Source organism: Chryseobacterium sp. WG23, assembly GCF_024586575.1.
In the GTDB taxonomy this organism is placed as follows: Bacteria; Bacteroidota; Bacteroidia; order Flavobacteriales; family Weeksellaceae; genus Chryseobacterium.
The window spans coordinates 80,921-106,614 of the sequence record NZ_JALCZE010000004.1 but is presented as its reverse complement, the minus strand read 5'-3'; the positions used below and the strand labels follow the sequence as shown (position 1 = coordinate 106,614).

General features: G+C 35.3%; 29 protein-coding genes and 1 riboswitch. Of the genes, 5 read left to right on the top strand and 24 right to left on the bottom strand.

What is annotated here, in order from left to right:
* Window positions 1-12: 12 nt before the first annotated feature.
* The 5 genes from dinB to lpxK form a co-directional block, all read right to left on the bottom strand.
* The gene (gene dinB / locus MP477_RS07500; RefSeq protein WP_257189833.1) at window positions 13-1,110 is read right to left on the bottom strand and encodes a DNA polymerase IV; all 1,098 of its coding nucleotides are present in this window, start codon (window positions 1,108-1,110) and stop codon (window positions 13-15) included.
* Between the two features lie 42 nt (window positions 1,111-1,152).
* Window positions 1,153-1,608 carry a GNAT family N-acetyltransferase gene (locus MP477_RS07495; protein ID WP_257189832.1) on the bottom strand — a complete coding sequence of 152 codons (456 nt, stop codon included), beginning with the start codon at window positions 1,606-1,608 and terminating at the stop codon, window positions 1,153-1,155.
* An 80-nt stretch (window positions 1,609-1,688) separates the two neighbouring features.
* Window positions 1,689-2,204 (bottom strand): thioredoxin family protein, encoded by a 516-nt coding sequence (locus MP477_RS07490; protein WP_257189831.1) that lies wholly within the window; start codon window positions 2,202-2,204, stop codon window positions 1,689-1,691.
* 301 nt (window positions 2,205-2,505) lie between these two features.
* Window positions 2,506-3,321, bottom strand: a complete 816-nt coding sequence (locus tag MP477_RS07485) for a purine-nucleoside phosphorylase (protein ID WP_257189830.1) — start codon at window positions 3,319-3,321, stop codon at window positions 2,506-2,508.
* Window positions 3,305-4,330: a tetraacyldisaccharide 4'-kinase gene (gene lpxK / locus MP477_RS07480; RefSeq protein ID WP_230038248.1), complete on the bottom strand. Its 1,026-nt coding sequence runs from the start codon at window positions 4,328-4,330 to the stop codon at window positions 3,305-3,307. Before lpxK ends, MP477_RS07485 begins: the two co-directional genes overlap by 17 nt.
* 108 nt (window positions 4,331-4,438) lie before the next feature.
* Between lpxK and truA the strand changes: the two genes are divergently transcribed.
* The 3 genes from truA to MP477_RS07465 all read left to right on the top strand — a co-directional run bounded on the left by truA (window position 4,439) and on the right by MP477_RS07465 (window position 7,475).
* Window positions 4,439-5,170 carry a tRNA pseudouridine(38-40) synthase TruA gene (gene truA, locus MP477_RS07475; RefSeq protein ID WP_257189829.1) on the top strand — a complete coding sequence of 244 codons (732 nt, stop codon included), beginning with the start codon at window positions 4,439-4,441 and terminating at the stop codon, window positions 5,168-5,170.
* Between the two features lie 25 nt (window positions 5,171-5,195).
* Window positions 5,196-5,549 carry a hypothetical protein gene (locus MP477_RS07470; protein ID WP_257189828.1) on the top strand — a complete coding sequence of 118 codons (354 nt, stop codon included), beginning with the start codon at window positions 5,196-5,198 and terminating at the stop codon, window positions 5,547-5,549.
* Window positions 5,550-5,729: 180 nt separating this feature from the next.
* Complete coding sequence (locus MP477_RS07465; RefSeq protein WP_257189827.1) at window positions 5,730-7,475, top strand: ABC transporter ATP-binding protein; 1,746 nt, start codon at window positions 5,730-5,732, stop codon at window positions 7,473-7,475.
* A gap of 106 nt (window positions 7,476-7,581) precedes the next feature.
* Here MP477_RS07465 and MP477_RS07460 read toward each other — a convergent pair whose 3' ends face one another.
* The 4 genes from MP477_RS07460 to MP477_RS07445 are packed head-to-tail and all read right to left on the bottom strand — an operon-like array spanning window position 7,582 to window position 10,097.
* Window positions 7,582-8,196, bottom strand: coding sequence for a trans-aconitate 2-methyltransferase (locus MP477_RS07460; RefSeq protein WP_230038238.1), 615 nt, complete (start codon window positions 8,194-8,196; stop codon window positions 7,582-7,584).
* On the bottom strand, window positions 8,193-8,786 hold the full coding sequence (locus tag MP477_RS07455) for a hypothetical protein (RefSeq protein ID WP_257189826.1): 594 nt from the start codon (window positions 8,784-8,786) through the stop codon (window positions 8,193-8,195). Before MP477_RS07455 ends, MP477_RS07460 begins: the two co-directional genes overlap by 4 nt.
* Window positions 8,776-9,246: an RNA polymerase sigma factor gene (locus tag MP477_RS07450; RefSeq protein ID WP_257189825.1), complete on the bottom strand. Its 471-nt coding sequence runs from the start codon at window positions 9,244-9,246 to the stop codon at window positions 8,776-8,778. Before MP477_RS07450 ends, MP477_RS07455 begins: the two co-directional genes overlap by 11 nt.
* Window positions 9,246-10,097 (bottom strand): alpha/beta fold hydrolase, encoded by an 852-nt coding sequence (locus tag MP477_RS07445; RefSeq protein ID WP_257189823.1) that lies wholly within the window; start codon window positions 10,095-10,097, stop codon window positions 9,246-9,248. The genes MP477_RS07450 and MP477_RS07445 overlap by 1 nt, the downstream gene beginning before the upstream one ends.
* A 409-nt stretch (window positions 10,098-10,506) precedes the next feature.
* Between MP477_RS07445 and MP477_RS07440 the strand changes: the two genes are divergently transcribed.
* Complete coding sequence (locus MP477_RS07440; RefSeq protein ID WP_209801178.1) at window positions 10,507-10,722, top strand: hypothetical protein; 216 nt, start codon at window positions 10,507-10,509, stop codon at window positions 10,720-10,722.
* 56 nt (window positions 10,723-10,778) lie between these two features.
* Here the strand turns inward: MP477_RS07440 and MP477_RS07435 are convergent, their stop codons facing one another.
* Window positions 10,779-12,071: an MFS transporter gene (locus tag MP477_RS07435; RefSeq protein ID WP_257189822.1), complete on the bottom strand. Its 1,293-nt coding sequence runs from the start codon at window positions 12,069-12,071 to the stop codon at window positions 10,779-10,781.
* A 109-nt stretch (window positions 12,072-12,180) separates the two neighbouring features.
* Window positions 12,181-12,930, bottom strand: a complete 750-nt coding sequence (locus MP477_RS07430) for a DUF3575 domain-containing protein (protein ID WP_257189821.1) — start codon at window positions 12,928-12,930, stop codon at window positions 12,181-12,183.
* 186 nt (window positions 12,931-13,116) lie between these two features.
* Between MP477_RS07430 and MP477_RS07425 the strand changes: the two genes are divergently transcribed.
* Window positions 13,117-15,201 carry a TonB-dependent receptor domain-containing protein gene (locus MP477_RS07425; RefSeq protein ID WP_257189820.1) on the top strand — a complete coding sequence of 695 codons (2,085 nt, stop codon included), beginning with the start codon at window positions 13,117-13,119 and terminating at the stop codon, window positions 15,199-15,201.
* 75 nt (window positions 15,202-15,276) lie between these two features.
* On the opposite strand, the gene ribB is transcribed toward MP477_RS07425, so the two are convergent.
* From ribB to MP477_RS07360, 13 genes are all read right to left on the bottom strand, one after another.
* Window positions 15,277-15,924, bottom strand: a complete 648-nt coding sequence (gene ribB / locus MP477_RS07420; RefSeq protein WP_257189819.1) for a 3,4-dihydroxy-2-butanone-4-phosphate synthase — start codon at window positions 15,922-15,924, stop codon at window positions 15,277-15,279.
* Window positions 15,925-16,016: 92 nt separating this feature from the next.
* A riboswitch (FMN riboswitch) is annotated at window positions 16,017-16,142 on the bottom strand.
* A 180-nt stretch (window positions 16,143-16,322) separates the two neighbouring features.
* Window positions 16,323-17,081, bottom strand: a complete 759-nt coding sequence (locus MP477_RS07415) for an SMI1/KNR4 family protein (RefSeq protein WP_257189818.1) — start codon at window positions 17,079-17,081, stop codon at window positions 16,323-16,325.
* Between the two features lie 12 nt (window positions 17,082-17,093).
* Window positions 17,094-17,444: a DUF2200 domain-containing protein gene (locus tag MP477_RS07410; RefSeq protein WP_257189817.1), complete on the bottom strand. Its 351-nt coding sequence runs from the start codon at window positions 17,442-17,444 to the stop codon at window positions 17,094-17,096.
* 12 nt (window positions 17,445-17,456) lie between these two features.
* Window positions 17,457-18,236, bottom strand: coding sequence for an alpha/beta fold hydrolase (locus MP477_RS07405; RefSeq protein WP_257189816.1), 780 nt, complete (start codon window positions 18,234-18,236; stop codon window positions 17,457-17,459).
* 71 nt (window positions 18,237-18,307) lie between these two features.
* Window positions 18,308-19,552: a hypothetical protein gene (locus MP477_RS07400; RefSeq protein WP_257189815.1), complete on the bottom strand. Its 1,245-nt coding sequence runs from the start codon at window positions 19,550-19,552 to the stop codon at window positions 18,308-18,310.
* 107 nt (window positions 19,553-19,659) lie between these two features.
* Window positions 19,660-20,400, bottom strand: coding sequence for a hypothetical protein (locus tag MP477_RS07395; RefSeq protein ID WP_257189814.1), 741 nt, complete (start codon window positions 20,398-20,400; stop codon window positions 19,660-19,662).
* 13 nt (window positions 20,401-20,413) lie between these two features.
* On the bottom strand, window positions 20,414-21,205 hold the full coding sequence (locus MP477_RS07390) for a hypothetical protein (RefSeq protein WP_257189813.1): 792 nt from the start codon (window positions 21,203-21,205) through the stop codon (window positions 20,414-20,416).
* A gap of 157 nt (window positions 21,206-21,362) precedes the next feature.
* Entirely contained in the window at window positions 21,363-22,202 is an 840-nt protein-coding gene (locus MP477_RS07385) for a hypothetical protein (RefSeq protein WP_257189812.1), read from the bottom strand.
* 581 nt (window positions 22,203-22,783) lie between these two features.
* Window positions 22,784-23,287 carry a DinB family protein gene (locus MP477_RS07380; RefSeq protein WP_257189811.1) on the bottom strand — a complete coding sequence of 168 codons (504 nt, stop codon included), beginning with the start codon at window positions 23,285-23,287 and terminating at the stop codon, window positions 22,784-22,786.
* Window positions 23,288-23,534: 247 nt separating this feature from the next.
* Complete coding sequence (locus MP477_RS07375) at window positions 23,535-24,149, bottom strand: hypothetical protein (protein ID WP_257189810.1); 615 nt, start codon at window positions 24,147-24,149, stop codon at window positions 23,535-23,537.
* A gap of 71 nt (window positions 24,150-24,220) precedes the next feature.
* The gene (locus MP477_RS07370) at window positions 24,221-24,613 is read right to left on the bottom strand and encodes a hypothetical protein (protein WP_257189809.1); all 393 of its coding nucleotides are present in this window, start codon (window positions 24,611-24,613) and stop codon (window positions 24,221-24,223) included.
* Window positions 24,610-25,155, bottom strand: a complete 546-nt coding sequence (locus MP477_RS07365; RefSeq protein WP_257189808.1) for a dihydrofolate reductase family protein — start codon at window positions 25,153-25,155, stop codon at window positions 24,610-24,612. The genes MP477_RS07370 and MP477_RS07365 overlap by 4 nt, the downstream gene beginning before the upstream one ends.
* Window positions 25,156-25,365: 210 nt before the next feature.
* Complete coding sequence (locus MP477_RS07360; protein ID WP_257189807.1) at window positions 25,366-25,545, bottom strand: hypothetical protein; 180 nt, start codon at window positions 25,543-25,545, stop codon at window positions 25,366-25,368.
* Window positions 25,546-25,694: the final 149 nt, after the last annotated feature.

Here is a 25,694-nt window from a genome sequence, read left to right as displayed (position 1 = left end):
AAAAATTTTTATCTATTCATTTTCGAATTCTTTAAACGGAATTTTTAGTTGAACAGAAATCAGCTTTTTTTCCTCAGTATTGAGTTGAGAAAGGGATAGTCCCAGTAAGCGGACTGCTTTATCATAAGGACGAAGTTCCCAAAGTTTTTTTCCAATGCTGAAATACTGTTCCGGAGAACTGAAATAATTTTCCTGAGTAATACTTCTTGTAAAAAGGGAAAAGTCTTTATATTTAATTTTTAATGTGAGGGTTCTTCCAAGAATATTATTTTTTTGTAAGCGCTGATGAAGTTCCTGTCCGAGGCTTTCCAGTTTTTCATTGATCTGCAGTTCATCAAAAAGATCTTCGAAAAAAGTTCTTTCCACTGCTACACTTTTCTGAATCCGGTGAGGTTTTACTTCCGAAGTATGGATTCCCCGTACCACATTGTAATAATGGGCACCCGATTTTCCAAAAAGCCTTACCAGATCTTCCAGCGATCTTTTTTTTAAATCTTTTCCTTTGTAAATTCCTAAACTAAACATTTTGTTAGCCGTAACTTTTCCAACACCGTAAAATTTTTCAACAGGTAATTCTTCAAGGAAACTTTCTACCTTATCAGGATGAATCGTTTTCTGTCCGTTAGGCTTATTGATATCAGAAGCTACTTTTGCCAGAAATTTATTCACTGAGATTCCTGCAGAAGCGGTTAATCCGGTTTCCTCAAATATTTTCTGACGGATTTCCCGGGCTATCAGATTGGCGGAATCCATCCCTTTTTTATTTTCAGTGACATCCAGATAGGCTTCATCCAGAGATAATGGTTCTACAAGATCTGTGTATTCGTGAAAAATTTCCCGGATTTTTTTTGAAATTTCTTTATACCGGGCAAAACGGGGCGGTACAAAAATAAGATCAGGACATCTTTCCTTTGCTGTCTTGCTGGGCATTGCCGAACGGACTCCAAATTTTCTGGCTTCATAGCTGGCCGCAGCCACAACACCTCTGTGCTGACCTCCTACAGCAATGGCCTTGCCTTTCAGTGTTGGATTATCATGCTGCTCCACAGAAGCATAGAATGCATCCATATCCACATGAATAATTTTACGAAGCGGCAAAGAAAAATCCATATCACAAAGATATGGATTCCTTTATTTATGCTGAATTATTCGTTACGGTTTCAATCTCATAGTAAGAAGATGAGGTTCAAAACCTGCTTTTTCATAGGCTTTGACAGCAGATTCATTTTCAGCATATACATCAAGTCTTACTTCTGAAATATCTCTGGCCTTTGCCCAACTGATCAGTTCGTCGGTAATCACTTTATTAACGCCTTTTCCTCTGTATTCAGGTTTTACATACATAAAACCCAGATAAGCATACTTTTCAAATTTGTAATAATAGCTTCCTGCTTTTTTGATGAGGGCATATCCAGATCCTATGATTTCATTATTCTCTTCAGCAACAATTAAGACCGCATCCGGAGATTTTATAAAATGTGTCAAATCGTAATAATGGATCTCGCCATCAATAAGTGTAATGTTGAAAGGTCTTTCTGCCGAAACAATTCCCTGTTCAAATTCTAAAAGAATCTTTAAATCCTCTTCTTTTGCTTCTCTTGTAGTCATGGTATTCAATTGTTGAATTTTTTAACGTAAAAAATAAATTGAAAGCGCTCAGCTTTTATTCCCCGGTTAAATGAATATTACTATTTTAAAAGATGATCTATGGCCTGTTGAATTTCAGGATCTTCGGGAGAAATAGCATAATATTTTGCGATGGCCGATTTCTGATCAATAACCATATATCTTGGAATCCAATTAAGATCTACATAATTATTGAAGTCATTTTTCCACCCGGAAGCAAACCAATAATTATTTTTGTCTTTCATATTGAACCTGACAAGACTTTTATCAAAACCTTCTTTTGATCTTTCTAATGATAAGAATACAAAATCTACATTCGGATTGTTTTTTTCTAAGACCTCGGCTTTAGGAAGTGCCTTCAAACAATCCCTGCACCATCCGGCCCAAAAGTCAATGACTAAAACTTTTCCTTTATGCTGATCAAGTATCTGCTGAACCGTGATGCTTTTTCCTTCTTCATCTTCCAGTTTCTGCTGTAATGCTTCTTTGGAAAATCCCGTTTTAAGAGCTGTAGGTACCTTTTGTGAATAACTGAGTCCAAAAATACCTGCCATAAAAATTACTAACAACTTTCTCATTCTGACAATTTCATTTATACAAATCTAATGAATGAAAAGCAATTGATAATTCATTTTTTATGAATTAGGAAAAATTTATAATATTTATAATTTCTATAGTTTAAACATAAATGATAGTATTAATAGACCGCCTTGTCAATCTTTAATTTGCCACCCAAGTAGAATTCTCATTCCTTCAGGTGACGTATTGATTAAAATCAGAGGCTTTCCCAAAATGTAGGAGTACTTTTTATATACAGGTTGGCACTTAAAATAACTTAGTGCCCAAAAAAACACCTTTTGGCGTTGAAATAAATACTTGTTATGGGTATGCTTTAATCAAGCCTTTTACCACAGCAATGACATTAGGCATTGCTTTATTGGCCGCATTCAGTACTTCTTCGTGAGAAACGGAAAGGGCAATATCCGGACCGCCAAGATCTGTAATGACGGACATACAGAAAACATCCATTCCCATGTGTCTGGCAACAATAACTTCCGGTACGGTACTCATCCCTACCATATCACCACCAATAGCTTTAATCATACCGTATTCGGCAGGTGTTTCAAAAGTTGGTCCCTGGAGGGCTACATAAATACCCTGGTGGATCTTGATATTATTTTCAGAAGCAGCCTGCTCAGCTACCCTGATCATTTCTTTATTGTAAGGCTCACTCATATCTACAAAACGAGGCCCAAGTTCATCAATATTTTTACCCCGAAGCGGATGTTCGGGCATCATGTTGATATGATCTTTTAAAATAACGATATCTGCAACACTGTAAGCAGGATTTACTCCGCCACAGGCATTGGAAAGAATAAGGTTTTGAATTCCCAACAAATGAAAAACCCGTATAGGGAAAGTCACAGTTTCCATAGAATGTCCTTCATAATAATGAAAACGGCCACTCATCATCAGCACTTTTTTTCCTTCCAGTATTCCATAGATCAGCTTTCCGGTATGCCCTGCTACCGTAGTTTGTGGAAAATTGGGGATGTCTTTATACTCTAAAATATGGATGGGCTCTACTTCATGTTGCAGTTTTCCCAGTCCTGAACCTAAAACAACCGCAAAATCAGGAGTATCCTGAATGATATTTCTAATGAAATCTGCGGTCTCCTTAATATTTTTTAACATAATCCAAGATGATTTGATTGAATTCCTCCTTTTTATCAATGAGAACATTGATAGGCCAGTAGTAAACAATATCTCTAAGATAGTCAAAAGTTTTCAGACGAACATAATCTTTCTCTGTGGTTAATATCAGCTTATATTCACCTAATTTTTTATATTCCGCAACGATTTTTTTTATATCATCATCTGTAAAATTATGATGATCTCTGAATTTCAGATGTTTTACTCTTTTCGAAAATTTTGCAAGATGCTCCAACAGTGGTTTAGGATTAGCAATTCCTGTAATCAGTAAGATGTCGTAATAATTCAGGTTGTTATCAGGAAGCATTTTCTCTTTTCCGTATACATTTTCGTCATACCCAATGGATGAAAAGAATACTTTCTGTTTATAAGAAGGTTTTATTCTTGAAATATAATAGCGTTTTGTTTCTTCAGTAAGTTCATCAGGACATTTGCTGACCATAATAATGTCTGCTCTTTTGACACCCGCTCTGGATTCTCTAAGATCTCCGGCAGGAAGAAGGTAGTCCTTAAAATAAGGATCATTAAAGTCTGTCATCAGAATATTAAACCCGGCTTTGATAGCTCTGTGCTGTAAGGCATCATCCAATACCAGTACATTAAGGTCCATATCTTCGATCACTTTTTTGGCACCGGGAACTCTTTCTTCTGAAACAGCGATTACAAAACGGTTTTTAAAACGCTCAAAAAGCTGCATTGCTTCATCACCCACCATTTTATAATTACTCTCATAATTAGTTACTTCATATCCTTTGGTCAGCCTTCCGTAACCTCTGGAGAGCACTCCGGTTCTGTAGTGTTTGGATAAAAACTGGGCAAGATACATCACCATCGGTGACTTTCCACTTCCGCCCACAGAAAGATTTCCGACGTTGATTATCGGTGTCTTGAATTTTGTCGACTTAAAAATCCCTAAATCATACATTGTGTTTCGGATACCCGTTACCAAATGATAACCGAGGGAAAAAGGATAAAGGTACCATCTTTTCATACGATTGCAAAAATAGGAATTTTCATAAGGATTGTTGTCATATTCTCAAAGACTTTTCAACAAATATTTCAGTAAATTAAAGTATTTTTGCGGAGTTATTATACTACATTGAGATACTTTATTGAATTTTCTTACAACGGAAAGAATTATTTCGGCTATCAGATACAGCCGGATGCTATTTCTGTACAGGAAGAACTGGAAAAAGCTCTTTCCACAATTTTAAGGGAAGAAATTAAAACTACGGGAGCCGGAAGAACAGATACAGGAGTTCACGCCAAAAAAATATTTGCTCATTTTGATACGGAACAGGAGCTGAATGATCAGTTTCCGAGGAGACTGAATGGTTTTCTTCCGCCTGATATTTCAATTAAAAAGATTTTTCGGGTGAAGGACGATTTCCATGCCCGTTTTGATGCTACCTACAGAACCTATGAATATTATATTTCGCTGGAAAAAAATCCATTTACACAGGAATCTGCCTGGCAGCACTGGAAAAGATCACTGGATATTGATAAAATGAATGAGGCCTGTAAGATTTTGTTTGAATATGAGGATTTTACGAGTTTTGCAAAATTAAAAACAGATAACAAAACGAATATCTGTAAAATGTATAAAGCAGAATGGGAGCAGGAAGGATCAGAATTGAAATTTACTGTTTCGGCCAATCGTTTTCTAAGAAATATGGTTCGTGCTATTGTAGGAACCATGGTAGAGATTGGGGTCGGCAAACTGAAGCCTGAAGATCTCCGTAAAGTAATTGAAGACAAAAATCGTAATGCTGCGGGTACATCAGCACCTGCTCACGGATTATATCTGGTAGATGTAGGCTACGAATTTTAAATAAAAAAAACTAAAAGAAATAACCATGTTATCAATTTTTATACTTATTGGTGCTTATCGGTATTATGCACAATTAGCCGGGAGATTTGGAAAAACAAAATGGCATTTCGGCCTTTTGGCGATAGGAATTTATTTGGGAAGCCAGATTGTTTTAGGAATGAGCTATGGAGTTTACAAAGGACTCACTGACCCTGCCGCTTTGGAAGATGTGAACTATACCGGATTTTCTTTGGTCAATATGATTGGCTGGGTGATCTCTATTGCAGCAGTATGGGGTATTTACCAGCTTCTTGAGAAAAAATTCCAAAAAGAACATCTTCAAAAACCTTCCATAGAAATAGAAAAAATAGGGGAAGTATCCGAAAGTCAGCAAAGTTAGGTAGCGATACAAAGACTGCTACCACTTAATTCATATAAAACAGACGGAAGATATTCATATTGTAAATGACAGGTATCTGAAATTTTCTATTAGGATTTGTAAAAGTTCTGAAGCCAGTCCAATTATAAAATCTTATTTTTGCATAGAATTTTATTTTAATTCTTTTCTTCTATTTGTACAATGAAAAAACAAGATACCTGGGGAATTATAAAAAGATTGTTCTTTATTGGAATGAAATTTCGTTCTTGGTTCATTCTTACTTTAGTAATTTCTGTCATACTTTCAATTGTTTCTACTTACAGACCATATCTTACCATGGAAGTGGTGGATAATGATATTACAAAATTGCAGGATAAAGCTGTAATGATGAAGCATATCTACATTTTGGTGGGATTGGTATTTGCAGAAACTGTTTTAAACTTTTTCTTAGTCTATTTTTCAAATTTTATCTCGCAAAATGTAATTCGGGATATCAGAGAAAGATTATATGCCAAGCTGATCTATTTCAGAACTTCATTTTTTGATAAAACACCTATCGGACAGCTGGTCACCCGTGCTGTAGGAGATGTTGAAACGATTGCAACAGTGTATACGGACGGCTTTCTGATGGTTTTCGGAGATGTTCTGAGGATTGTCTTTGTATTGATCATGATGTTCAATACTAATGTGCATTTAAGTTATATCACTTTGGCTATTTTACCTTTAATGGTTATCATTACAAGATTTTTCCAGAAAAGACTTAAAAAGGCATTTGGAGACGAGAGAAACTGGACTGCCAATCAAAACTCTTTTGTTCAGGAAAGATTGGCGGGAATGCCGATTATTCAGGTATTCAACAGACAGGAATCTGAATTCAAAAAATTTGATGATATTAATATTACCCTGAAAGGAGCGCTATTGAGAACGGTTTTCATTTTCTCATTATTCTTTCCCGTTGTAGAGCTTATTTCTTCTCTTTTTATAGGATTTATCCTGTTTTACGGAGGTTATATTACGATCAGTGCAGGAGTTGTAATTGCTTTTATTCAATATATTTCAATGCTGATCCGTCCGTTGAGACAGATTGCAGACCGTTTTAATAATATCCAGAGAGGTATTGTAGGAGCTGAAAGGGTATTGGGGCTGATGGATGAGGATAATTCAATGCCAAACAACGGAACTGTACAAAAAGACCATTTCGCAGGTAAAATTGAATTTCATGATGTACATTTTGCTTATGATGAAAAACAGGAGGTGCTGAAAGGTATCGACTTTAAAGTAAATCCGGGAGAAACAGTGGCTATTGTAGGGGCAACGGGAGCTGGGAAATCCACCATTATCAGTCTGATCACCAGACTGTATGATATCAATTCCGGAAAAATACTTATTGATGATGTAGATCTTAAAGATTATGAGCTTTATAATTTAAGAAGCCATATCGGAGTTGTACTGCAGGATGTCTTTCTTTTCCATGGAAGTATTTTTGAAAACCTTGCCTTTGGTGATGACAGTATCACGCTGGAAAAAATAAAAGCGGGAGCAAGAGAAATTGAAGTTGACCAATTTATAGAACAGCTGCCTGGCGGTTATGATTATGTAGTAAGTGAAAGAGGTTCCTCTATTTCTTTAGGGCAGAGACAATTATTATCTTTCCTTAGAGCTTATTTATCAGATCCCAAAATTCTGATTCTCGATGAGGCAACATCTTCCATTGACCATGAAAGTGAAAAGCTGATCCAAAGGGCTACGGAAAAGATTACTAAAAACAGAACATCAATTATTATAGCACACCGACTTTCTACTATTGAAAAAGCAGATAAGATTATTGTTATGGAGCATGGTAAAATTGTGGAAGAAGGAACACATCTTGATCTTTTGGATAAAAACGGATATTATGCTACTCTTTACAAGGCTCAGCTGCGTCATGAGGTAGAAGCGGAATCATAAACCCAGTGCAAAGTATAATTGCTGTTTTTAAAACTAATATAGAGTAAGACCCGAGAAAATCTTTGATTTTCTCGGGTCTTACTCATAAAAATAGAACAATGTGTTTTTAAAGCTTTTTAAAACTGCAGAAAACAAAATTCTGAAGGGTATTAAAAGGTGTGATATGATCTTCAGTGATGCATTTTATTTTTTCAAATCCGGATTTAAATGTTTCAGCCAGAGATTCTTCATCATACTGCCGGATATCCAGCCCGCTGCATCGGGTAGGGCCATTTTTAGAAAAAGTTCCAAGGACCATGCATCCGGTTATGTTTTTTTCTGCAATATCTATATATTTTGAAACCTGCTCAGGTGTTGTCAGAAAGTGAAAGGCAGCCCTGTCATGCCAGATATCATAAGTTTCCGTAGGTGTAAATGCTGTGATATCCGCAGCAACCCACTTCACCTGATCAGCGGCATCTCCCAGTCTGTGTTTTGCTTTTTCCAATGCTTTGGCAGAAATGTCGAGCACGGTAATGTTGGTGTATCCTTCTGTAAGGAGAAAATCTACAAGATTACTGTCTCCGCCACCAATATCAATAATTTTGGCGTCTTTTCCCAATCCTGCTGACTTAATAAAATCAAGGGAGATTTGTGGCTTTTCCTGTGTCCAGCTTACCTGCTCAGGATTCTTTGTTTCATATACGTTTTCCCAATAGATTTTATTTTCTGAAAAATTCATAAGTCCTGTAGTTGATTATTAATTTCTTCAAATTTATTAATTAATCCATTAAGTTTAGCCTCTTGTTTTCTGATCGTTTTAGGCCTGATATAAAACCAGTTGAAACCTATCCATGCCAACGTAAGGATATACGCGAATACAGCAGAAGAAGAGGTCATTTGTAAAGTATATTCATACATATAAAGACAGATTCCCAGGAAAAGCATCATGAAATATAGGTTCAGCATGGTAGTCTGCATAAATTTCTGCTTATTTTTCACTGTATACAGACTCTGAAGATATTGGCTGTTGGACTGAGTATGGTCAAGGGTATAAAAAACCATAAACATTTTGTTATAAGCCAATAAGAAGATAACCATTGCTAAAATAACAAGTATAATTCCTGCTTTTGTAGTCATAAGCTGAGGCTGAAATTGATACCAGATGAAGGCAATACCTAGGGAAGTGGCAATCAATAAAACATTCATGATGATGATTTTGCGGAGATTTTCATTCTTAAACTTTTTCAGTTTGCCAAGAAGATCTTCCAGATCAGGCTTTTTGGAAGTTTGTTGCTTCCATATATTCTTGAAATCTATATTAGTATCCATTTTCTTTAAACTTTTGCGTTAATTTTTCTTTTATCCTGTGGATTTTTACCCTGATATTGGATTCTGAAAGTCCAACAATATGGGCTATTTCTGCCTGTTTTACTTCTTCCAGTTCCAGAGAAATGATAATACGGTCTGTTTCAGGAAGCTCTGAAATAAACTGATAAAGCAATTGTATTTGAGGCTCCAGCGATTCCTGCTTTTTCTCTTCGAGATTAATAGGAAGGTCTGTTTTGGTAAATCTTTTTTCTTTCTCAATCTGACGCAGGCAATTATTGGAGGCAATTCTAAAGATCCATGTTCCTACACTGGATTCGTTTCTGAATTTTGGTAGTTGTTGCCATACAATAATAAAGGTTTCCTGAGCCAGATCCTGAGCAGAATCAGTATCATTCACATATCCCATACACAAACGGAATATCTTCTGCCAGTATAGTTCATATATTTCTTCAAATACCATTATTTTGCAGACAAAAAGTTGTTCAGCTGATTAAAATACCATTCTTTATCATCATACATAATAAAGTGTAATCCCTTGGAAGCATATTGCATATTGGTGTTTTTTAGATTTTTATACTGGTCTTCAATAGCTGGTTTAAAATTAACGAAATAAGATTCCAGCAGAATAAGAGAGGGGCACCGTATACTTTTTATCTTCTCTCTGAGATCTGTATTGGAGAAATCACAGTACATACTGGCAAATGTTTTTCTGTCAGATTTCATACTCCAGTTTATTACGGTTTCCTGCATGGAAGTATCCGCCAGAAGACGGGGGATAGATTGTGTCTGCATTTGGCGGAATTGGTCATCAGTCATGGCGGTTAATTTATTAACGGTTGCTGAGCAGTCATTATTTTCTTTAGCTGTAAAATTGGGATTGGATAGTGCAGCCAGGCAAGGCAGCGTATCTACGATAATAATTTTACCCGGAAGGTCAGGATAATCTGCGGCAATAGCCAAAGCCAGGCCTCCTCCCATACTATGCCCGATGATAATAGGTTTTTCGATATTTGTATCCTTTATAAAGGCTGCAATTGCTTTTTCCCAATTTTTAAAACTGGTATCAGTTTCTGGTTTTATCCCTGCAAACCCTGCCATTGTTAAAGTATAGCAGGTGTAATTTTTTTCAAATTTTGCCGTAGTTTCATTCCAAACGTCTCCTGATGAGGCAAAACCAGGAATGAAAATTAAAGACTGTTTTCCTTTTCCGGTTTTCTTTACTTCAAATGGATATGATTTTTCCTGACCGAATATATTGCATAATGCTGCAAAAAATAACATGATGATAAGAAGGAATGTGAACTTTTTCATGATCTCTAAGGTTTTAAGGTTTATTTGTCTTTTAGAGACGAACCTTTTGAAAATGTTACAATATTTTTTAATTATTTTTTTTAAAAAACATTTTTTGCTGTAAAGCTCTATATAAGGCTAAAACAAAAGAAAATTATATTCTCTTCATTTTTAAAATAAAGTAATTTTCTCTTCATTGAGAATCTTTTTCAATACAAATGTTTATTCCATTATTTTTTTTGATCTTTTTTAAATTATAGAAATAAATATATCTTTTGCATTTTTGTTGAATAAAACAAAAAAATAATGACATGAAGGTGTTTATATTGATAAAAATTACTAAATTTATTAAATATTTAAGACGATGCCTTGAATGTCGTAGGGGTATCACGTAAAACTGGAATTTTTAATTAAAACCCAAAACATATAAATGAGTAGTAGTATCCAAGATGAATTTAAAGTCTTTAGAGACGAACTGAAAAAACTTAATATTGAAGTTCAGAAAGTAGTAAAAGTAGGAAACGGAAGTATGGATTTCCATGAAGTTTTCTACAAATCGCCAAGATATGAAGAGGTGAAAAGTGTGTATGTCCAGCGACACAATCTGGACAGTATGATAGAAAAATTCAAACAAGCTTACCATTAAAAATATAACCGGCGCCTCAGATTTTCTGAGGCGCCGGTTTCTTTATGTTGATTCTGTTAATCTTTATCCAGTGTTGAATTTTTTTTAGTATCCTTCATCCTCGCATAGACGATGAGAGAGAAAAAAATACATGCTGTGATATACCAATAAAAATACTCTTCACTCCCTATTTTTTTAAACCAAAGAGCAATATACTCTGCTGTTCCTCCGAAAATAGCTACTGTAAGCGCATACGGAAGACCTACTCCTAAAGCCCGGATTTCGGAAGGAAAAAGCTCAGCTTTTACCACAGCGTTGATAGAAGTATAACCACTTACAATAATTAATGCTGCCATAATCAGAAAAAATGCTCCCCATATGGAAGTGGTGGTACTCAGTGCTGTAAGAAGAGGAACCGTACATAAAGTTCCTAAAATACCAAAACCCAAAAGAAGAGGACGTCTTCCAATTTTATCTGATAAGGCCCCAAATACAGGCTGTAGACAGGCGAATATGAATAATGATATAAATGAGACTAAGGTAGATTCTTCTTTGGTAAGGTGAACCGTATTCACCAAGAATTTCTGCATATAAGTGGTATAGGTGTAGAAAGCCAGGGTTCCTCCCAAGGTAAGTCCTACTACGGTAAGAAGCGCTTGAGGATGCTTCAAAAGCTCTCCCACACTGCCTTTTTTCTTGTCACTGACCTCTTTTTTGTTTTCAAAAGCTTCCGTTTCATGGAGATTAGCCCTCAGGTATAATGCAATAATGGAAAGTAAAGCTCCAATCACGAAGGGAATTCTCCAACCCCAGTTTTCCAGCTGTGCTTCTGTAAGCAATAACTTTTGCAGGATAAGCTGGATTCCCAGGGCAATAAGCTGTCCTCCGATTAATGTTACATACTGGAAACTTGAGTAAAACCCTCTTCTGTCCTGAGTTGCCATTTCGCTGAGGTAGGTAGCGGAAACTCCATATTCACCTCCCACACTTAATCCCTGGAGCAGTCTTGCCAAAAGCAGTAATAAAGGAGCCAGGATTCCTATGGATTTATAGGTGGGGGTAAGGGCAATAAGCAGTGACCCAAAAGACATCAGCAATACAGAAAGTGTCATTGCTTTTTTTCTTCCTATTTTATCGGCTATACTTCCAAACAGCCATCCTCCGATCGGTCGCATAAGAAAACCGACAGCGAATATCCCTGCTGTATTCATTAACTGTGCATTGAGATCGGAATCCGGAAAGAATGAATGCGAAAAATAGATGGCAAATGCTGCATAAGAATACCAATCGTACCATTCTACAAGATTTCCGACGGAGCCGCCCACAATGGCCTTGATCCTTTGGCCGGTGGTAATTTGTGATGTATTCATATTTTTTATTTTCCCAAAAATCCCGTAATAATGTGAGCAATATACAACTTTCAGGAAAAATTAAATGGTCTTGAAAAAAAGAACGGTTTGTATACTTTTTGTTGTTTTTTTAAAACCGGTATCCTAAAGAAAGTCCGCTTCTAAAACCTGCCCATGGGCCGTCTACTTTTATCATAGCACCATTGGCATTGGTTTCCACGGTATAATCTACGATCGGGATATCCAGTTTTTCTATTTCTTTTTTTAGCTGTGCCTGCATATCAGGAGTCAATAGAAAGTCGCTGGACATGGAGAAGTCACCTTTTCCGTTTCCATAGTGAGCTCCTGCAATCCAAAAATCGAGTACCAGATTTTGACTTTTCGTAAGGAAAAACTGTACTCCAACCATGAGGCCGCCACTGTTTCCATTGGTTTTCCCCTGGCCCTTAAGCGGAATCTGATATGTATTTCCATCAGGACCATGATAATCGTAATAAAAATCAAAGGTATTGGAGGAAACATCAGAGTACCGGTAATAGGGAGCAATATAAAATCCTTTTCCATATCCCTGTCCAACATAAAATCGGGGTTCTATTGTAAAGTTGGTAGCTTTTACTCTAAGGTTTTGAAATCTTTTTTCGTCTACATCTTTCAGAAAAGCATTGATAAAAGGAATTTTTCCTTCCGGCATGGTTCCAAATCCAATGTTTACTGAGAACCACCGGTTAATGGCTCTTTCATAGGACAGGTTAATATTTCTGAATGCATAAGCTGTAACATTCGTTTTGATCATATTCATTTTTTCTGCCGAACTGTTTTGATCCTGAGCTGCGGCTTCTAAAAACGCCAGACCAAGGATAAGTATACCTGCTTTTTTCATGATCTTATATTTTGTGGTGTAAGATAATACCAGCAAAAAACGGGCTGAATTTAACATAATAATATCGATTATTAGAAAAAAGATAACAGATTGCAATGATTTAGTTAATTATTGGTTCTGATACAGAAGATAAATGTAATAAATGTAATACTTGTGCTGTCTTATCTGTATTATTGCATTTCTGATATGAAAAAAACTATATATACCGTGTTTGTACTTTGTGGGGCTTTTATGTTTTCGCAGGAGAAGGTGAATGATACTGTTAAGGGAGCGAAGACCGAAGAGATTCAGGAAGTTATTGTAAAGGCACAACGTAAAAGACAGTTTGCAGATAAAGCAGTCTATACTTTTGACAAAGAAGCCCTGGAAAGAGCACGGTATGCAAAAGATCTGCTGCGTACGCTCCCGGAGCTGCAGCTTGATCCTGTAGCCAATACAATTACGAGTACAAAAGGAGGTACTGTATTATTTCTTATCAATGGAATTGAAGCTACGGATTTACAGATCCGCAGTGTAGCCCCCAGTGAGGTGGTAAAAGTGGAGTATTATGATATCCCACCAGCAAGATGGGCAACAAGAGCAGATACTGTTGTTAATATTCTGACAAGATCTACGGAAACGGGATATGTTTTTGGAGCTGATGTATCTTCAGCCTTTAATACAGGATTTGTGAATGGTGCTGCCTATGCCAATTATACCAAAGGGAAAAATAATTTCGGACTTGAATATTCCCTGAATTTAAGGGATTACGATGACAGAAGAGTAAACAGTATTTATGATTATCAGCTGAATGGAAAGCATTACCGTTCGGATGAAAACAGAACGGATCATTTTGGATATACTTTTCAGAATGTAGCATTGCGTTACACCAGGCTGGTTCCTGACAATTATGCTTTTCAGGCAAAGCTAAACATGGATATTTTCAGCAGGTTTTCAAAAGGGGTAGGGCAAAGTATCTTTACTGAAGATCAAGCTCATGAAAAACATGCGATGTTTAAAAATAACGGCTCAGATTATGTGATTCCTAAACTGGATTTATATTATTCAAAGAAAATAGGGGAAAAGGATGAGTTGAGTATTAATGTGGTAGGATCTCATTATACAACCAATACCTCGGAAACGGCAAAAGAATGGATCATAGGTTCCGGGCTTTCGGTATATGACAATGATATGACACTGAAAGCCAAGCAGACAAGTATTGTAGGGGAACTTGCCCATACTCATGATTTTGCAGCAGGAAAGCTTTCATCAGGGTATCGTATTTCAAGATCTTCCATCTCCAATGACCTTAATAATCTTGCCGGCTATTCTCAGTATAGTGTTACTTATCTTGAACAGTATTTTTATACCGAGTTTTCCGGGAAAATTGAAAAGTTTACTTACCGCCTTGGCGCCGGAATTACCAATATTCACAATAAAAGTGCTGAAAATACTTTTGATGAATGGACTTTTACTCCCAAAGTGATTTTAGGATATCAGCTGAAAAACAATCAAAGCCTCCGTTTTACAGGGAGCTACAGCCCCGTAAGTCCGTGGAGTAATGCGTTGAGCAGCAATGTGGTACAGCTGGCTCCGAATATTGTACAAAGGGGAAATCCTTTTTTACAATCACAGCAGGTTTTTTCGAATACATTAACGTATTCTTTTAATAATAAGCATTTTGATTTTAATGCTGCTTTATTTTACCGGTATACGGATAGGGTGATTAACCAATATTATGTTCATGATGCAGCATTAGGTGGGTATGCACTGACTTATGAGAATGGAAAAAACGGCCAGAGGTACGGCGTACAGCTGACAGGATCTTATAAGCCTTTTGGCAACAGCCTGCTTGTCATAAAAGCTGTGATAATGCCTACTTCTGAAACGGTAAAAACAAGTGCGGGAGCTTTGATTAAAAATAATTATTTAGGGAATTATTTTGTGCTGTCTTCTGAATATAAAGCTTTTTCACTTCAATATCAGTTCAATATTCCGGTGTACAGTCTGAGCGGAGCTTTCCTCAATACCAATGAAAATCAGAACAATATTTTTGTAAGCTATAAACATAAGAACTGGACCTTTTCTACAGGAATGTACTGGATGGGAATGCCTTCGGAATACAAAACGAAAAGTCTTCAGGAAAGCCTTGTGGATTACAGAGTTCATACACAGATTATGAATAACAAATCGATGTTTGTTTTGGGACTGAGCTATGATTTCTCAACAGGAAAGAAAACTGAGCTTCAAAGAAAACTTAATAATGAGACAGCTCCGGCTGCTACTTTTTAAATACTATTGACTCTATAAAAAACAGCCGCCTGATACAATCAGCCGGCTGTTTCTGTGCGTTAAATATACTTTATTTTAATTGCTGATGATCATTTTGCGGTAAGCATAAATATCTTCAATGGTTACGACGGTCATCCCTTTTTTGGTGGCGAAGTCCACAATTTCGGGAAGCCTTGCCATAGAGCCGTCTTCATTGGTTAGTTCACAAAGGACCGCATCATCCCCAAGATTAGCCATTTTTACAAGATCTACACTGCCTTCCGTATGGCCCCGTCTTTCAAATACTCCGCCTTTTTTGGCGATTAAAGGAAATACATGTCCCGGGCTGGCAATATGGTCAGCCTGAGCATTGGCAGCAACAGCTGTCCTGATAGTGGTGACACGGTCTTTGGCTGAAACACCGGATTCAACCCCATCTTTGGCTTCAATGGTAATGGTGAATGCCGTTTGATTTTTTGAATTGTTGTTTTCCACCATGGGACGTAAGTTGAGGTGTTTACTTTTTTCCTCAGAGATACACAGGCAGACAATACCGCTGCATTCGCGGATCAGAAGTGCCATGTCTTTTTCTGTAATGGTGGACGCGGGATAGATGATATCGCCTTCATTTTCACGGTTTTCATCATCTACTAAAAGAATACCTTTTCCCTGTTGTAGTGTTTGAAGTGCTTTTTCTACACGTTCTTTGGAGGTAGCTCCGAATTGTTCTAATAATTTTTCCATGTTATTTTACTTTTAAAAGTTAAAATAGTCTTCGGTACATGGAAATGAAATACGACACAATAAGAGCCCATAAGGAATCTTACTGATCATCTCATTTTCTTCTCCCATCCAGACTCTAACTGTCGGTTTTGGAATTTCACCAAATCAGTCCCTTCAAAAGAAAGGAGTCGCGGACTGTAACCGCCGGTAGGGAATTACACCCTGCCCCGAAGAAAACTTATACTAAGTTTTGCTGTATGTTTTAATTTAAATTTTTATTTCATTGAATAGTATTTAACGCACAGACCGCTAATTTCGGGAAGTTTTTTGAATTGGAGAAGAAATTTCCGATACTTTTTATCAATCAATAAGGAGCATCTGTGAGGATGCTCCTTATTGATTTCTGAAGTTCTCTTTTCTTAATTTTCATATTCTTTTAGATAAGAAACTAATTTTTTTTCAACGAGATCAGATACAGAATTTGCTATTTTGATCGGCTTGGGAGGCTGATGCTCATGAGCGAGAATATAAATTTTCTGACTTTCCCAATGATATAACAACGGATCTCCATCTCCATAGATCCAAAATTCTCCTAAGACCAGATAGGTTTTGCTTTGAATAATTTCAGTTTCGAGCTCTTCAAAATCAATGGTTAGCCCCTCAAGTTCCAGCCTTGATATATTCTGATAAAATAAAATCAGGTCCTCCGGGAACTGTATTGAAAGCTCTCTTTCTTTGTTTTGAATGCGCTCCTGGGATGCTCCTTTTTCAATATGGTCTGAAGTACTGTAGGATTTTGTAAGTTGTTTAAGGAATCTTGGATAGATGTCTTTTAAATATCCAAACTGATTTTCCACCGTTTTTTGAAACTGGCGTTCTCTTTCTTTTTCTGCTCTACAAAAGTCATTGAATTCTTTTTCCCAGCCTTTTTTATAATGATCAGATAAATTAGGGCTTATTTTTTGTGACTGCAGCCAGTCAAAAGCGGCCAGCTGTCCAATATATAGATTTCTCGAGCCACTGAAACTATCCTTTGGTTTCATGCTAAGGAAAGCCCTTCTGCCACATGTTTTTTCCACATTTTCTTTATGTTGCGCGAACCAATGTATCCATTCTTCAGCACTAAGTTTTGCTTCGGATAAAAGAATGAGTTTTTCCGTTATTTCTTCCAATATCATCTACGTAACATATTATTGTCTCAATATTTTCTCCATTTTCTTTCCTTTTGCCAATTCATCGATGAGTTTGTCCATATATCTGATATTTCTCATCAGTTCATCTTCAATTTCCTCTACCCGGTATCCACAAATGACCCCTTTGATCAAAGAAACATTAGGATGTATCTGAGGAGCCTTTTCAAAAAATGTTTTAAAATCAGTTTTTTGATCCAGGTGCTCCTGAAGTGTCTGTTCGTCATAGCCGGTCAGCCAGCAGATAATTTCATCTACTTCTGATTTTGTACGGCCTTTTTTTTCTGCTTTTTGAATGTAGTGTGGATAAACACTCGCAACAGATGTGGTAAATATCCGGGTGTTTTGCATGGGTTCTGTAGTTTAGATCAATTTTTTAATTACTTCACCAAGTAGAGCATTAAACTCATCAGGTTTTTCCAGCATAGGGTAGTGGCCAACTTCTGAGATGGTCACATAATCATAATCTTTCAGATATTTGCGGTTGTTTTCAAGATGGGTGGGAGAGGCATCAGAGTTAATGGCAACCACCGGTATCTGAATCTGTTCTGCAATTATTTTAAAATCTGTTTTGTATAATGGTTTGAGTAAATTAACTGCTGTTTCCGCTTCATTTTGAAGGAATTCATAGGAAAGTCTTTCTTTTACTTCAACAGGTGTTTTTTCTGTAAATAAATATTGAGGAAGAATATTTTCCACAGCATTTTTAAAATCATTACGGTAATGGGTAAACAGAAACTGCTCAACCTGTTCTTCTGTAAAAGATTCATCAAGATCTTTTAGGGTATCAATTAAAACAAGAGCCTTCACCTGTGGAATTTTTAATGCTGCTTCAAGCACGTAGGCTCCGGACATAGAGTGGCCCACAAGAATGATATCTGAGGAATGAATTTCATCTGCAACAGCTTTAATATCATTAGCATATTGCTCGCTTGTCCAATCCTGTCTGGATGCATCAGATTTCCCATGGCCGGCTAAATCAAGCTGTACAATATGGTATTGATCTTTAAAATAGATCTGTTGGCTTTCCCACCATTGGGCATTTCCCAACCAGCCATGTACAAAGATGACTGATATTTTTCCGCTTCCGTATTCTTTATAATAAATTTTTTGTCCGTCTGCTGAGACTGCGTATTTTTCCATATAAGTAGTTGTAATGGTTTGTAGTTTATGTTAAATAAAGCTTTAGATGTCATAGGATCTGGATCTAAAACTTACCATTTCCAGATCTGTGGTTCATCTTTCCAGATCAGTAACCTGAATTCTTCATAATGTTTTCCGTTACCTATGGTATGGGTGTCTCTCTGACCTTTATTAAGTCTTAGCTTATGTAAAATCCCGGAATGGGCAGCTACCCAAAGTGTTTCCTCATTGTCTGAAATGGTCATTCCGGAAATTGTTGATCCCAGGAAATACCTCCAAAGCTGGTTTCCGTTTTTGTCAAATGCTTTGATATAGCCATAGGCATCACCAAGAATATAATGGTCATTCACAGCCACTCCTGCATAGATTCTCATCTCTTCATCAATGAAAGTGAAATCATCACTTTCTGTGTATGCCTCGATATCTGCTCCTACATACTGATCTGAATTGATTCCGATGGTGATGCCATTATAGAAGTGACAGGAATTGGTAATCAGTTGGCTGTCATCTTTTGCAAAGAGACAAAAATGAGGATAGGAAGATTGTGGCCCGATAGATCCTAACGTATTTCCTTCCGCATCTAATATTCTGTGATCATAGCCCTGATCGCCCACAGCAATATAAGTATTGTCATGAGATAAAGCTGCGTTCTCCATGTCAATTTGCGAAGTCCAGTCTTCATCATTGTCTTCATTGACTGGGTGAATAAGTTTTTTGTCTTCTTTGGATATCAGATGGATTCCGTTTGAAGAAACGATAAGAACTTTACTTCCATCATTGAAGGGTATCATCTCTGTAATTCCGGAATCTTCGGTTTCACTGAGCGTAAACTCATTGATGATTTCTCCGTTCCAATCTTTATAAACAGATATTTTTCCGGGAGTGGCTATGGCAAAAATATTTCCCTGTTTAGATTTTCCAATGGCATGAATAGATTCATCCAGCATTGTGATGTTATCATGATCAAGTACATAAGCCTGTCTTTTTTCATATGAGGTACCGGTAAGGAAAACAATTTTCTGACCACTAATGAAATGTAACTGCTCAATACTTTGAGATTTTTCTTTCATTAATGGAATAATTGGAGTGTGGGCCGGTGGAAACTGTGCTCTGAATAGCTCTGTTTCACCATTTTGATTGGCTATTGTAAGTAATTCAAATACTTCCGGGGCTAAATGGGCTCTTTTATCCTCCGGTTCCTCACCTTTCCAGTTTTCCCAGCCGTTTTTTTCGCCAAACTCAACCATTTCATTAATTTCTTTAGCATAGTGTTCTCCTTCTGAGAACCATTCTTTTTGGATCGTAGTATTGTACATTGAAAAGTATATTTTATGATTTGCTATTCTGATTGATCATCTGTAGGAGATGTAAAGGTGAATCAGAAAACAACAGATGATCTTATGGTAAGTAAATATAAATATTTTTATTTGAAAGAGGTTCGTTTTTGATGTTCACCCCAGATTTTTATACTGCTTCCTTTTAGCAACAGAGGATTAAGTGTACCCTTTTTCTGTGCTATAAATGTAAAGCTCATAGTACTGAGTTTTTCTTTAGGGTTAAATAATAATTTTTCCCATGCTATCTGATAATCTCCATCAGCATTAATCTTTATAGTGTCTGTAGGCCCTTCTATAAAAGAATGAATGTTAGTATTCTCCTTGTTTTCTATTTCAACACTTTTTGAAATGCAGAGTCTATTTACATCATACAGATTGGACCACTGTATAGAAAAGTCCTGGTTCAGGGAAGCTTCCTTGTTATAGATAATATTGTTGGGACTACTCGTGGTAAGTGTGGAAGCATTTCCGAGAAAGAACTTCTTGCCATTGGCCAATTGTATCTGAAGATCATACTGCCCGTTTTCAGGCTGTACATGTTCAATTCGGTAATAGTGTTTTTTGGTATAATATAAGTTTTGCATGATTTGGTAATCTGTTGCCTTTTGATTCACCCAAATGTTGATAGACTTGTTGCCTATCTCTTTGTTTTTTTTATCATATAAAATTACAGTAACGATATTATCATTTTTATTTGTTAAGCTTTGATAAATTTCAATTTCCGCCTTTACCTCAGAAATAGCTGTGATTTTTGACGCAGGTGCCGGACCGGAACAAGAGTACAATAGAAAATAGCTGCAGAATAGCAATACTGAAGACTTTATCATATTCATCGTTTATTTAATTTTTATTTACCTTCACTATTATATTTTTCAATTCAAAAGGGATTCTCCTGATGGACTGTTCATTTTCTATCATAAGCTCCACATTGGTTTGATCTTTCTCAGAAGAAGACATGTCACGCTTTAGTTTAACCAATTTATAAATAATGTCTGTTTTTTTATCATGTAAGGTTAAGGTATTGTATCCGGGGTCCATATCGTCGTTGATGAAATATATGAGTTTTTGCTTATTGTTATACCTGTACGCATACATAATATCAAAGCTTTCGAAATCTATTTTTGCATAATCTTTATCATCATCCAATCTATATTGGAAATCAGGAAAAACCTTGTTGATGGCTGTGGAATCCAGGATGCTAAAATAAAGGGATGGACTTTTTTCTGTTATTTTTTTATCAATCAGATTCGTATTTCGGACTATATTTTTAAGAGGACCTAAATTAAAGTATGAGTTGTTTGCTTCTGATGGCGTAAAATAATTAAGGATTCCGGATATGTCTATTGCTTTGAACTTTTTATCAGGAATGTAATAATGTTTTATTTTATTTGTTCCATTGTTGTAATTATAATTTAAAGGATATTCTTTACTTTCTTTCAGTATGTTCTTTTTATGGTCTGTAACCATCATAGTATCCAGATCTATGAGGTCAAATTTACCGGTTGGTTTATCTATTTCTATACCGATCTCAATAAAATTTTCATGTTGGGAAGCGTGGGATAATGTTATTTTATCCTGTGACAAACACGGAATATAAAAAAGAATGAACAAAATAAAGAGATGATTTTTCATTACTAACTGGATTGGTTTTCTGTAGTAAGGTACAAAAATTCCTGTCTGTTATTTTTTTTAACCCGATTCAAATCTGCTTAAGGGTCATTAATATCTTGTTATAGGTACTGCCAAAAAATAAACACCACATTAATGCAGTGTTTATTTTTTTTTGGATTTAATTTTTATTCTTTGATTTTATATTGATAATAATGACGGCGTATGAATTTCCTGAGGTATCCTTTATTTCGCATTTGAAATAAATAAGATCTTTTAAAAACTTTTGATGGAAAACTTCGATCATAAATCCTTTTCCTGTTGGCATAGCCTTAGAAGCGTAGCCTTCCAAACTGTCTATCTCGTAGGAGTCTTTATTTTCCAGGAAATTGAATATCTCTTTTAATACGCAGTTCGCAACAAATACAAAGGGTACAATAGGATAATTTTCAAAATGGCCCTTACATTGATTGGGAGTAAAAGGCATTATTGAGATCGTGAACTGATGGTTGTCTTCTGTGCGGATGATCTGGCATTCCGGAAGCTTCTCATCATGATATTCTACAGGAGTGTTATTGAAATAATCTTTATAAAAAAGTTTGAATGTATCCTCTGCTATGATATAATAGTCCAATTCGAAAGAGTATACGATTTCTCCTGAATGGGTGTCTTTTACATTTAAGTGAGATTTACCTTTTCTATTGGATTCAAGGAAGCTCTCACAGACAACTGATACCGTATCAAGGGCGGTCTTATAAGATAATTTTCTGATTCTCAGTTTTTCGCCCAAAAAATAGATTTTTTCTTTTGAAGTGTTATTTAAAAGTTGGTATAGACTGCAGCTTCCCAAAGATGCCAGTATTTTTAATAAATTGGAAAAATTTTCATTTTTGAAATTGCAGTCTGTTATTTCTGTTTCTATTCTATGGTTATTAACAATGATGTTTTCAGGAATAGAAATGTAAGGAGCTGTCTCCCCTATGTAGGGGATAATGTTTTCTTGAATGTCGGTTGTTTTCATGGGAATAAAAGTGTTGGGTTATTAAATTTATTTTCATTTGTTTATAGAATCTTTTTGTGTTTGATAAGGGGATGTGAACGAAGTTATTATCATTCAGTTTTACAATTTTGATAAGAAATCCGTAAGTACGAAAAACTGATATTAGGTTTTTGAACTTTTTTGCAGTATAAATTTTATTTTATTATTATATTTCTTTATTTGGTGATTTTTTTGTTATTGCAATTTACAAAAAACAACAATAAATAATTATGAATAAAAATATTTTATATGTGTAATGGTATTGAAGGGATCTTATTTTTAATAGAATCCATGAAGCGATTGTGGATAAGTTATCCACAATGTTTAAAACATATCCGTCAATAAAGGATCTCACTGCCTGGATTTTAGAACATTTTTTGTAGGCTGGATTTTAGGTGATGAAAAAGTTATCCACATTTTATTCACAGCAATTGATGTGTTTAGAAAAATACGATTTTAATCTTGCGGAAAAGCTTAGTGTAAGATAAATATATTTTGCCGGTATCGTAGTTGGAGCTGAAACCTCATAGGTTTGTTGTGATGGTTTGGAGGCTGTAGAGAAATTATTTTTGATCTTTATAAATATTCCAGAAATTAAAATCTGTCATTGGGGCGTCCGTTATTCCTATATTTCTTCCCATTGTTACAATCTGCCCACGGTGAAAAGTTCCATGGATAATAATATGTTGAATATATTCATATTTTGTAAAATCACATTGGAACCATTGGGATTCAACTTTTATATTTTTTTCCAGATCCTCTTCAGATAAGTTTTCTACATAATCCACAAGCTTTTGTGAGTTGTTTCTTAAGGCGTTAAAAACCTCTTCTTTACTATCTGTAGCTGCCGTCTGTGTAAAATCAAAGTCATTGCTTTCAGAAATATAACTCCACCAGTATTCCTGGGTCTGCCAGATATGGTGTAATGTTTTCAGGATGGTCGGAAAACTTGAAATGGTTTCCTGGTTAAGCTGTTCATCGGATTTTGTGGATAACCAGTCAAGATATTTGTTGAATACCCAGGTGTTGTACTGAACGCTTTTGGTGACTAATGTTTTTAAGCTCATAATAGTTTATATTTTGATTGGTTTATATTCAATTTTATGGGCCAAAGTGCCTATCAAAGTACATCCATGATTTTCAATCATATATACAATTAAAATACTCCCAAATTAATAAAAAAGATAATATGAAAAATACTATCTGTTAAAAAAGGAAAAGGCTTTTATAGTTTTGAATATCGCTGTGAATTTGGATTTCTGCTCTTATTCTTTTAGCTGTTATTTTCAACGAAAAAAAACTACAGTCTATTATTCACAGAGAAGTATTTAGAAACAATTTGTTTTCTATATCCTGAGTATTATATTTTCCATACATTTCCTTTATTTCGTTAAACCATTTTGATTTTTTAAATTTTTCAGGACTAATTGCAGACCGTACAGAATTAGAATAGTAAACCTGTTTATCTAGTAAAAGTTTAAAACGAATCCGAGTTTGAAACTCTCCGGAATATCTCCGAGAAGACAGCCTTATTATTTGTTGAGGAAAAAATAACATTGTTTTATCATAGCTATTACCACAGGTAGAATATCCCCAAAATTCGATGGGTTGCCATTGTTTATCTTTGGTTAAAGCTTCCTGGATAAGGTATAAACTATTGTCTTGAGGAATTAGTTGTATGTTTTTATTTTGGTTGTTTTTTATATAAATAGAATGAATGGAATCATTGTCTGTTTTAATAATGAGCTGAATCAATTTTTTTTCATTTTTAGGAAATAATTTTTTAATCTTTTGATCAGCAACAAAATGAGAGTCAATACTGTTTTGATTGGTAAACATCTCAGTAGATAAATTTTGTGCATTGAAATCTCGATTCACAAGCAAAAGAATAATAATAAAAATCTTCAATATGATTGGGTTGTTTTTCATAAATAGATCAGTTACAAGATGATAATCTAAGTTAATTAATCGATCATTAATAAATTATTTTTTAACCTCTTTTACTCTATAGATTTCCAAGTAGAAGTTATTAACCGATAGGCTAATATATCATTAATTTCAAAAGCTTTTTTAGGGTATACAAAACCACTTTTAATTTTAAAATAAGGCTGTGGGTAGTAAATTTCTTGGCATTTTTTATCACAATTTCCAAGGTTAATTTTCATAGAATCATCTTGATTAAAAGTTCCACCATATTGAAGTAAGCAATCCATTTCTTTTTCAACAGATTGATAGTCTTCCTTATCAGGATTATAAATCTTTGCTGTAGAAAAAGTAATCACAACGAAACAGCAAAGAATAATGATATAAGATATTCCTTCGCTGTCAAAAACAGGATAATTAAAGAAAACGGCAGCCAGAATTATACAGCTAATAATAATTATTTTTTTCATGAGTGAGGAGTATAAATAAGCTGTACCACTCCAGATTTGAAAACATTGGTTTTTATTAATTTTAAGTTGAGTCGCTCTTTTAAATCCTTAAACAGAGGCTTTCCACTACCTAAAGCAATTGGATGGACAGAAATTCTGTAAACATCAATCAGGTTGTCCTGAATAAAAGTTGTAATGAGACTTGCCCCTCCATATAACCAGATATTTTTTCCACCTTGTTTTTTAATTTCTGAAACCTTTTCTTTAATGTCAGCATTGATAAAGGTTGCATTTTTATCTTCTCTGTGTTGGCTTGAAAACACAAATTTATTTTTTGAGTGAACAGCTTCCCAAAGTTTTTGCTCTTCCGGAGTAGCATTTTCTTCCGGGTGATAATTTCCCCAGGCATCATAGCTTATCCTTCCATAAAAAATAGTGTCAATACTTGAGAGAAAACCGTCAAAATCCATGTCATCATCCATAATACACCAGTCGGTTTCTCCGTTGGGTCCTTCAATAAACCCATCTAAAGTGATGGCTAAATCTAATACTACTTGTTTCATTTTAAAATGGGGATTTTATTTTTTTACTTTTTAACTGAAATACATTTCCTTCAGGATCTGTTCCGTCACATAACCAAAAATCATAGTTTTCAAATGTTTTGATTTTTCTCATCTGAACATTTTTTGAAAGAAGTTCATTCCTGACAGATTCTATATCAAGATCAACTGTAAAAACTATTTTGGTATTGTTGTCATATAGATATCCTTCATCTATTTTTTCAAGATACTGATCTCCGATTTTATGAAATGCCAGGTTACACCTCCTGCATCCAGGAGTACCCAAACAGGATCTTCTTCAATGACTTTCACATTAAAGTTTTCAACATTAAAGTTTTTCATCACTTCAATGTTTTTTACATAAAATAGGATGGTATCCAGCTTTGTGTTCATTGTTAAGATCGTATTCTAGTATGTTTTTTAACGAGGAATGTTATTAATTCAGAGATCTAAATTAATAAAAAAAAATTCACAAAATGAGGTAATGAAGATAAATTGGGACAGGTAGTCATCAATCTTTCACAGTTAAGTTAAGGGTAAAA